8 protein-coding genes and 1 riboswitch are annotated in these 9806 nt (G+C 65.9%); of the genes, 1 reads left to right on the top strand and 7 read right to left on the bottom strand.

What is annotated here, in order from left to right; genetic code table 11:
• Nucleotides 1-320: 320 nt before the first annotated feature.
• The 7 genes from RPS27_RS07960 to RPS27_RS07930 form a co-directional block, all read right to left on the bottom strand.
• Nucleotides 321-902 carry a hypothetical protein gene (locus RPS27_RS07960; RefSeq protein WP_212069098.1) on the bottom strand — a complete coding sequence of 194 codons (582 nt, stop codon included), beginning with the start codon at nucleotides 900-902 and terminating at the stop codon, nucleotides 321-323.
• Between the two features lie 73 nt (nucleotides 903-975).
• Complete coding sequence (locus RPS27_RS07955; RefSeq protein WP_212069099.1) at nucleotides 976-3213, bottom strand: TonB-dependent receptor; 2238 nt, start codon at nucleotides 3211-3213, stop codon at nucleotides 976-978.
• A 113-nt stretch (nucleotides 3214-3326) separates the two neighbouring features.
• A riboswitch (cobalamin riboswitch) is annotated at nucleotides 3327-3541 on the bottom strand.
• 47 nt (nucleotides 3542-3588) lie between these two features.
• Nucleotides 3589-3846 carry a hypothetical protein gene (locus RPS27_RS07950; RefSeq protein WP_194407967.1) on the bottom strand — a complete coding sequence of 86 codons (258 nt, stop codon included), beginning with the start codon at nucleotides 3844-3846 and terminating at the stop codon, nucleotides 3589-3591.
• An 82-nt stretch (nucleotides 3847-3928) separates the two neighbouring features.
• On the bottom strand, nucleotides 3929-4777 hold the full coding sequence (locus RPS27_RS07945; protein ID WP_212069100.1) for a fumarylacetoacetate hydrolase family protein: 849 nt from the start codon (nucleotides 4775-4777) through the stop codon (nucleotides 3929-3931).
• Between the two features lie 105 nt (nucleotides 4778-4882).
• Entirely contained in the window at nucleotides 4883-5092 is a 210-nt protein-coding gene (locus RPS27_RS07940; RefSeq protein WP_194407965.1) for a hypothetical protein, read from the bottom strand.
• A 152-nt stretch (nucleotides 5093-5244) separates the two neighbouring features.
• Entirely contained in the window at nucleotides 5245-5436 is a 192-nt protein-coding gene (locus RPS27_RS07935) for a hypothetical protein (protein WP_211416891.1), read from the bottom strand.
• Between the two features lie 105 nt (nucleotides 5437-5541).
• Complete coding sequence (locus RPS27_RS07930; protein WP_313753955.1) at nucleotides 5542-7278, bottom strand: adenylate/guanylate cyclase domain-containing protein; 1737 nt, start codon at nucleotides 7276-7278, stop codon at nucleotides 5542-5544.
• A 315-nt stretch (nucleotides 7279-7593) separates the two neighbouring features.
• On the opposite strand from RPS27_RS07930, the gene RPS27_RS07925 reads away from it, so the two are divergent.
• Nucleotides 7594-9795, top strand: a complete 2202-nt coding sequence (locus RPS27_RS07925) for a lytic transglycosylase domain-containing protein (protein WP_212069101.1) — start codon at nucleotides 7594-7596, stop codon at nucleotides 9793-9795.
• The last annotated feature ends 11 nt before the right edge of the window (nucleotides 9796-9806 follow it).

The following is a 9806-nucleotide window of genomic DNA, read 5'->3' as shown; positions in this document are numbered from 1 at the left end:
CTCGTCCACACGCGGTTTCGGGCTCACAGGGACTACCCGCCCTGCCCGCACCTCTCATGCCGACGCTGCCGCGTCCACCGCAAGCCCGGCTCGCGATCAAGACGACCTCGAGATCGCCCCTCCTGGATGAGCCGGGATGAGCCGACACATACGACAAATCCGAATTTCGGTAAAGTGGAATATTTTTAGCGAGACGGATTGACAGAGGCCGACACAGGGCACGGCCGCGTAGCCCGGATGAGCGGAGCGACACCCGGGATTCCACCAGCACTGTCCCGGTTGTCGCTACCTCCCCGGGCTACGATCTACGATGGCGTCGCTCAGGCCGACATTGCGCCCTTGTGTCCGAACGGATCGACCAGGCGGACGATCTCGCAGATCGCAACGAGGCCTGCGAGCCAGACGGCGCAGGTCAGGGCGATGCGCGTCACGATGGCGACGGTGAAGGCGCCCTCGCCGCCCAGGAACGGCGTCGCGGCGAGCAGCGCGAGCTCGTAAACTGCATAGGCCGTAACGAGCATGATCGCGAGCACCAGCGGCGTGCGCCCCCGGGGTAGCAGGCCGAGCACCATCGACGAGGCCGCCGTCGCCAGCAGCGCAGCCGCGCCGATGACAAAGCCCCATACGATGGTGCCGGCGTCAACGGGATAGTGCAGCGCGCCGAAGCCGATGGTCTGGTTCACCAGCCAGGCGCCGGTGACGACGAGCAGCGCCTGGCGCAGCGGCAGCATCGCCGCCGCAACGACGGCGAAGGCCGCAAACGGCGTGACGCAGGCGAAAGCGAAGCTTGCGAGCGCGCATGATGCCGTCAGCAGCGCAAAGCAGAACATCGGCGCAAGGCGCGGCGCGACCGGGTGAAGGCGGAAGCCGTCGCCGTGAGACGGCAGGATGCTGAAGGCCATGGATGATCTCCTTGTTGAGGAATACCAGTTCATCTGAGGGTGAGCGACAGCCGTAGCGAGGTGTAAGCCTTGATCAGAACGTCGCGCCGGCCTTGAGCAGATAGGAGCGGCCGGGCAGCGGATAGGCGCTGAAGCGGCCGTCGGTGAAAGTGCTGGCGATGGCGTAGTCGTAGTAGAGCGCGTTCAGCACGTTGTTGACGCTGAGCGACCAAAAGTAGCGCTCAACCTGGCCGCTGAGCTTGAGATCGATCGTGCCGTTGGCCGGAATCGGCTTCTGCGTGCCCGCCTGGTCGTTGTCCATGCGCCGCTCGCTCCAGAACCGCGCGGTGGCATCGAGCACCAGATAGTTCTGCCAGATGTTCCAGGTGACGCCGGCGCTTGCCGTATAGCGCGACACCAGCGGCACGTCGTTGCCGGCCCAGACGCCTTCGCGGAAGACCGCGCGGGTATAGGCCATGCCGGAGCGCAGCAGCAGGGCGTCGTTGACGCGATAGGACAGGCTGGTCTCCGAGCCGTAGCGGCGGGTCGGATCGAGATTGGTGTTGTAGAACAGGACCGGGTTGAAATGGACCTCGTTGGTGAGGTCCATCAGATAGAGGCTGCTCTGCAGCTGAAGTCCGCCGCCCTTGATGCGCAGGCCGCCCTCGATGTCCTGCGAGGTCTGGGTCTTGAGCTGGAACGTTTGCGGGATGGCCACGAAGGTCAGGGGATCGAAGGACGGCCCCGAGGACAGCCGCTCGTCGACGTCAGGCGTGCGGAAGGCGCGCGCGGCGCGGCCGAACAGCGAGACCACGTCATTGAGGCGATGCTCGGCTCCCAGATGCAGCGCATATTGGGTCTCCTCGCTGGTCAGCGGCGACGCGCCGATGTCGGCGTTGAACGGCGCCGCCGCGTCGAAATTGTCGCGTGCCGCAAGCCTGACGTTCTGCACCCGCGCCCCGTAGGAGATGTCGGTCGTGGGCGCGACTCCCAATGTGTGCTGGAAATAACCGGCGACCGTCTGCTGCCTGAGGTCGTAATTGTGCCAGGCGGCGAGCCCCTGCCCGGCGCCGCGGTCCTGCCGGAAGCTCGCATCGTAGTAGTCGATGCCAGTCAGGAGCTGCGACGGCATGCCGAGCAGCAGGCTCTTCACGCTGAGCCGCGGCGTGATCGACCACGTCGTCAGGTTGGAATCGACATAAGTCGAGGTGAAGAAGGCAGGAACCGGCGCCGGGCTGGAGAAGAACGCGCTCTGCTGCTTCTTGTCGCGCACACCGCCGTCGACGATGAGATCGACGCCGTTGACCAGGGTCTTGGTGAAGCCGGCTGTCGCGCTAATGCCCTGCTGGTTGGCGTAGTTGAACGGCGTGCTGGTGCCTCGGCGGCTGGTCTTGAGCTCGTCGAGGCCGATGGAGGGATCGACGGTGCGGCCGCCCGGCAGGCGCAGCTCCTGATTGTCGCCGGTGACCGTGAGAAATGCCGTCAGGCCCGGCGTCGTGTAATTGAGATTGCCGACGCCATTCTGCTGGGAATAGCGATTGTTGTCGCGATAGCCGTCGGTGCTGACGGCATTGCCGTAGAACGAGGTCGACCACGGCCCGGAATTGAGCGAGGTCGAGACATTGCCGAGCCTGGTGTTGAACGAGCCGAAGCCGGCCTCGATGCGCGCGGTCACGGGCGGTCCGCCGCTTCCGGTCTTGGTGACGATGTTGATCACGCCGCCGACCGCGTTGTCGCCGTAGAGCACCGCGCCGGAGTTGCCGCGCGTGATCTCGATACGCTCGATGGAATTGAGCGGGATGGTGGAGAGGTCCACCTGCGCCATGTCGACATCATTGAGCCGCCGGCCGTTGACCAGCACCAGCGTGTTGGCGGTGGCAAAGGCGCCGAAGCCACGCAGGTCCACGCTGGTCTTGGCGCCGATCTGGCCGCCATAGAACGTCGTGATCTGGGCTCCCGGAGTCTGCGTGGCGATGATCTCGGCAAGCGTCTGCGACGGCGCATGCGCGATATCCGCGGCCGTGATGACGGTCGTGGCGGCTCCGACGATGCCGCCGTCACCCGCGACAGCCTCGGAGCCCGGGCCGGATGAGCCGGTGCCATTGCCTGCCGGCGCGACATTCGCGGCTCGCCGCGGCCTCGTCGTCTCGCCCTCACCGATCGCCCTGGCCCGCGTGCGGTTCTGATCGTCGGGCTTGCTCACCTCGACCGGCGGCAACTGCTCGGCGACAGCATGCTGGGCGAAGGCGGCGGAGAGACCGAGCGAATGGAGCGAGACGGATGCGAACAGGCCTACGCTGAGGCGCCGGGCAGCAGAAGCGAGACGGGACAATGTTGTAACCTCGGTATGACGTCGGTGGCACGTCACAGCGAACGAGGTTTCACGGCAGAGCGATGGGCTGCTCCGGTGAAGCCAATGTCTGTACTCCCCGACCGACATCCTCGCGTGTGACCACGGCTGACGGCAGGTCTCCTGGCTCGCGGGTCGTTACCTTGCGTCGCCTTCCCAGGACCGAGATTCCCAGTGGCACAGGACGAAAGATTCACCGCTTACAGTTGCGGGGGCAGCCGTGGCGTTGAGACAAATCCCGGCGTTGGGACGTCCCGCACCACATTCCCTTTTGATCTCCATGAGGAGAACCGTCACGATCATCTACGTGCCGTTCCGCCGGAGAGTCAATCGGCCAGTCGGTGTAGCAACTGCGGCTCAAGTCCGCCCTCGCAAACGCTGGGCCTGGGCCCAGGCGGCAGCGACATCGCGAGGCGGAACATCGACGCGCTTGATCGGGGTCAATTCGCCGGAGGCCGAGACGATCGCAGTCTCCTCGCGGCGGCAGCGCGTGCAGACAAAGCGAACCTCATGCGGCGACGCCGACCAGCTCGACCGCTTCACATTGGCCGCCATCGGCCAGGCGTCGCAATGCGAGCACGACACCAGAAATCGGCCGGGATCGAGCATACCCATTCCATCGGACTCCGCGTCCTGCCCTCGTCTTCAATGGCTAACCCATGTGAATCGTTCCGGTGCCCCAGCACCGTCGGTTCCGTCAGGCCTCGTCGGCGACGGCATTGCGCAGCAGGCCGACCTTGTCGATCTCGACCTCGACGACATCGCCCGCCTTCATCCAGAGCGGCGGGGTGCGCCGCGAGCCGACGCCGCCCGGCGTGCCGGTGGCGATGACGTCGCCGGGCTCGAGCCGGGTAAACTGCGAGCAATATTCGATCTGGCGCGGGATATCGAAGATCATCTGATCGATGGTGGTGTCCTGCACCACCTCGCCGTTGAGCCGGGTCTGCAGCCGCAGCGGCCCGACCTCTCCGACCTCGTCGGGCGTCACCAGGAACGGGCCGAAGGCGCCGGTGGCGGGAAAGTTCTTGCCCGGCGTGAACTGATGGGTATGGCGCTGGTAGTCGCGGACGCTGCCCTCGTTGTAGCAGGCATAGCCGGCCACATGGCCGAACGCCTCGGCGCGGGGGATGTAGCGGCCGGCCTTGCCGATCACGACGGCGAGCTCGCCCTCGAAGTCGAGCTGGGTCGAGACCTTCGGGCGGATGATGTCGGTGAGATGCCCGGTCTGGCTGTTGGCGAAGCGGCCGAACACGGTGGGATTGTCGACCTCGGTACGCCCGGTCTCCTTGCGGTGGTTCTCATAGTTGAGCCCGATGCAGAGGATCTTGTCGGGGTTCGGGATCACAGGCAGAAAGGCGATGCTGGCCAGCGGATGGCGCTTCGCCCGGGCTGCCGCGGCGGCGACCTCGGACAGAACGCCCGCGGCGATCGCCGATTTGAGATCGGGATAGCGATCGCCCAGCACCGCGCCGAGATCGGCCACGGCGTCGCCGTCCACCAGACCCCATGACGCCACGTTGTTGATTTCAAAGCTTGCGAATTTCATCCGATGTCCCCCTGCTCCAACCGACCCTATCAGGTCGAGATGGCGGGGACGATGGCGGCCGGGGATGGCGCGGTTGCGATCCCTGCAAGGCAGCAGGCGATGCGCTCAGCGCGCGCCCTTGAGGCTGCAGGAGGTCGTGCAGGTGACGGTTGTGCCGCGATCGCATGATTTGCAGGCATTGACGCACTGGTTCATGTCGCGGGGGTTGTAGCTGTAGTTCCGCAAGGGACAGACCGGCGTCGAGCCGGTGATGTCCTGCTCCTGGTCGCAGGCCGCCGTCATGAGCGCGATGATGATCACGGCAACGAGGCGCATGGGATTGCCCTGTGAGGCATGGCAAAACGACGTTCACGGCGCACGCTGCATTGCAGCGAACCCCGGCCTTCCCAACACGGGCACCGCCGATCAGCGACGCCCGCATGCCATTAGGATGCGCGCCAAACGTTAAGAACGGATTGCAGCTGGCCTCAGGCCGCCGCCTGAGTTTCCGCCGCCTTGGTCGCGATCGCCTGCCGCATGTCCAGCGCCAGCTGACGGTACTGCTCCGAAAGCTTCAGATAGAACTCGCGCTTGGTGCTGTCGGTGGCGAGCTTGGCGATCAGCTCGCATTCGGCGGTGAGCGTCTCGAACCGTTCCAGCCTGTCCTGAAGTTCTGGCATCGGCGTGTCCCCATCAAACGCCACAAGGACATCCAACCTAAGCCCGGGAAATAGGTCACGGCGAACATCGTTATCCCGTAGAAATAATTTTTCCGGTGCGGCAGGCTATTTGCTGTCGAGGCGCCAGGCGCCGTCCCATCCCTGGTCCGGCGGGCTCGCCTCGAACTGCGCGATGCGGCCGAGCATCGTGCGCGAGGGGCCGTCGCCGGGGACGGCTTCGAGCGCCGCGCCAAAGGCCGCGCGCGCCGCATCGAAGCGCCGGGCGCGATAGGCGGCGAGCGCCTCGGCATAGTGCGTGCGCAAGCCAAATTGCGCATCCGTGAGCGCGCCAGCCCTCGCCATCACCTCGAAGATCGTCTGCGGCGCGGTCTGGCCGGCGACTGCCAGGCGATCGATTTCGCGCAGCTCGAGCTGCGATCCGATCGCCTCGGCGGTGGCCTGCGAGATCAGGATGCGGGTGCCGTAGACCTTGTTGACGGCTTCCAGCCGCGAGGCCAGGTTCACGGCATCGCCCATCACCGTGAAGCTCATCATCAGCTCCGAGCCGATGCTGCCGGTCAGCACCTCGCCGGTTGCGATGCCGATCCGCAAATCGCACGGCGCGGGCATGGCGCGAATGCCGAGCAGGTCCGGCAGCTGGCGCTGCAGCGCGGGCACCTGGTCGGCCATCTCGATGGCCGCGGTGCCGGCAAGCAGCGCCTGCTCGCCCTCCTCGATGAAGGGCGGGCCCCAATAGGACATGATGGCGTCGCCGATATATTTGTCGATGACGCCGCGATTGCTTCGGATGGGAGCGGACATCACCGTGAAATAGTGGTTCATCACCCTGACGAGGCCGCGCGGCGTCATGCCTTCGCTCATCGAGGTGAAGCCGCTCATGTCGCAGAACATGATGGTCATGACCCGGCGCTCGCCGTCGATCGCGACCTCCGGCCGGTCGATCAGCCCCTGCACCACCTTGGGATCGATGTAGCGGCCAAAGGTCTCGCGGATCCGCTCGTTGTGGCGGAGCTGCTCGGTCATGCGGTTGAAGGCCGCGGCGAGCTCGCCGATCTCGTCCTGGGTGGAGACGGTGATGGTCTTGTCGAAGCGGCCGGCCTCGATCTCGCGGGCACCGGCGAGCAGCAGCCGCACCGGGCGCGTGATGCCGCTGGACACCAGAAGCGCAAAGATCAAGCCGACGATCGCGGCGAGCAAGGTCACGACGCCCGAAACGACGATCGCCTGATGCTGGCGGCTGATCACCTGCGACGTCGAGAAGAACACCTGCGCCAGCATGTCGGCGCGGATCGCGTCGATCTTGCGGTTGAACGCGTCGCGCAAGATATCGAGATGCTCCAGCGTGCCGCGGGCCGCGGGCATGTCCTTGGCGTCGACCTGCTTGACCAGTCTGGCATTGCCCTCGTCCAGATCGCGCCGCAGCTCGGCCACGGCACTCTCGATCCGGACGTCGACCCGCGCCAGCGCGGCATTGTCGGAATAGGTTCTGGGATCGTCGATGATCGCGTTGATGAGCTTGCGCGCGGTCTCGGCCTCCTCCTCGAACTTGCGGTCCAATGCCTGGAAGTCGCGAAGCCGCGCCGCATAGGCCTCCTCGTCCGACGAGGATCCCATTCGGGTCATCACCATCTGCCGCAGCGCGAGCGCCCGCTCCAGAGAACGGATGTTGGCGCGGGCGAGATGGCTGTAGGCGGGGATATAGCGGTTGGTCAGCTCGTCGAGGAGGACGCCGACCTGGCTCGACATCACCATCGACAGGATCGAGGTGACCAGCATCAGGACGATCAATCCGAGGGCGATGCCGACGATCTTGCGCCGGATCGACTGGTTGAAAATCGGCATAGGTGCAGGGGGCAAAGGGTGAAAGGACGGAACCGGGCACTCAATACACCGGATTTGGTCCAGGGAACACGCGCATCTGCGCATCCATGACGCGGTGAGCCGTCGGTAAGCGGCCCGCGAGCCAATGCGTTAACAAAGGTTAAAGAGATTGTCCTTTCCGAGGTTCCCCGGTTCCAATCCGTATTTTGCCGCATTGTTGCGACAGCGTGAAGGATGCGAAACGATGCCGTCGCATCGTTTGCCGTCGTCTTTGATTCTCAAGCCGCATGTCGTCGCGGACCTTGGTTTGTAATGGTTTCGCAGGGGGACCATGGAATGAACCAGTGCCTACGCTCGCTCGCGTGTGTCGTTGCCGTGGCCGCATTGGCCCTCCTTCCCACCGAGCTCGCGGCGAAGAGCAGTCACAAATCGTCCGCGCCGAAGAAGTCGCATGAGGCCAAAGCCGGCAAGCCGCGTCATGCAGCTAGCGGCAAGGCGCGGCATGTCAAGCAAGCAAATGGCAAGCCTGCCGAGGCCAAGCGCAAGTCGAAGAGTAGCGACGAGCCGTCCAGCAAACCGGCGTTGCCGCCACTGACCGGCGACCTCGCCGCGCTGAAGGACGCAATCGACCTCGCGCGCAAGGGCAAGACCGAGGACGCAAGCGCGGCGCGCGATCGCCTTGCCGATCCCGCGGGGCAGAAGCTCGCCGACTGGTTCATGCTGCGCCATTCCGAGAGCACGGCGAATTTCAAGCGCTACGCCGCCTTCCTCGCCGCCAATCCGGACTGGCCGAGCCGCACCCTGCTGCGCCGCCGCGCCGAGGCGCGGCTGTGGCAGGAGAAGAGCGATGCGGCCACCGTGCACAAATTCACCATGGACCGTCCGATCAGCGCCAAGGGCAAGTTCGCGCTCGCCCGCGTGCTGCTCGCCGAAGGCGATACCGACCGGGCCACGCGGCTGGTGCGCGAGGCCTGGCGCACGGACGAATTGTCCGAGCGCAGCGAGGAGGATTCCTACGAGGCGTTCCGCGATCTCCTGACTGCGGACGATCATCGCGCCCGCATGGACAGGCGGCTCGGCGCCAAGGACTACGCCGGCGCCCGGCGCGCCGCAAAACGGCTCGGCGAGGATGCGCTCGCGATCGTCAAGGCCTGCGCCGCCGTGACCGGCAAGGCCAGCAAGGCCAAGGATCATCTCGACGACGTGGCGACCGATGCACGCCGCGATCTCGGCTATGTGCTGTGCCGCGCGCAATGGCACCTGCAGAAGGATCGCATCGACGATGCCGCCGAGGTGATCCTGGCGGCCGCGCCCGAGACCATGGCGGCGCAGGATACCGATGCCTGGTGGCGCGAGCGCCGCCTGCTTGCGCGCAAGCTGCTCGACCAGGGCAAGGCGAAGACCGCCTACGACGTGGTGCGCACCGCGGCTGTGCCGGAGAAGGAAGTCTACCGCGTCGACTACCACTTCATGTGCGGCTGGATCGCGCTGCGCTTCCTCGACGATCCCAGGACGGCGATGGTGCACTTCGCCGCCATCGACGAAGGCTCGGCCAATCCGATCGCGCTGTCGCGCGCCCATTACTGGCGTGGCCGCGCCGCCGAGGCGATGGGTGCCGTGGCCGATGCGCGCATGAGCTATCGGGCGGCATCGCGCTATCCGACCGCCTATTACGGCCAGCTCGCCCGTGCAAAGCTCGGCCTCGACCGCATCGAGCTGCGCCCGCCCTCGCCCGTCCTGGCCGCCGCCGATACGCCGCCCACGGACGAGCGCGTGCGTGCCGCCGACATGCTCTACGGCATCGGCGAGCGCGACATGGTGTTCTACTACGCCGAGGATTTCGCCAAGGAGAGCACCGACGTCACCGCGCTGGAAGCGCTCGGCGAGCTCGCCGGACGGCGCAGCGATGCGCGCGTCATGTTGGAGATCGGCAAGACGGCGCTGGCGCGCGGGCTCGCGCTCGACCATTACGCGTTTCCGACCATCGGCATCCCCGAGCACCGGCAGGTCGCGCCTGCGATCGAGACCAGCGTGATCTATTCGGTGGCGCGCACCGAAAGCTCGTTCGACCAGCGCGACAAGTCGGCCGCCAACGCGGTCGGGCTGATGCAGGTGACGCCGGAAGCGGGACGCGATACCGCCAAGCGTTTCGGCCTGACCTATGACTGGGACAAGATGGTCTCCGATCCCGTCTACAACACGCAGATGGGCGCGGCCGAGCTCAGCGCGCTGTTGTCGGAATATCGCGGCAACCAGATCATGACCTTCGCCGGCTACAATGCCGGCCGTGGCCGGGTGCGCGAATGGGTGCAGGCCCGCGGCGACCCCAGGGATCCCAATGTCGATCCGGTCGACTGGGTCGAGCGCATCCCGCTGTCGGAGACGCGCAACTACGTCCAGCGCGTGATCGAGAACGTGCTGGTCTACCGCGCAAGGTTCGAGGGCAGCGGCATGATTGCCGCGAAATCCGAGCAGCGCGTCACGACGCACGAAGTGAGCGCGGAACCAACGGCATCGGCCGCAGCCCCATCGCGCTAGCCTCGCGACCG

This window comes from Bradyrhizobium sp. WYCCWR 12699, assembly GCF_032144035.1.
Classification (GTDB): Bacteria; Pseudomonadota; Alphaproteobacteria; order Rhizobiales; family Xanthobacteraceae; genus Bradyrhizobium.
Note: the sequence above shows the minus strand (reverse complement) of the source record. Positions and strands in the feature narration are given on the sequence as shown.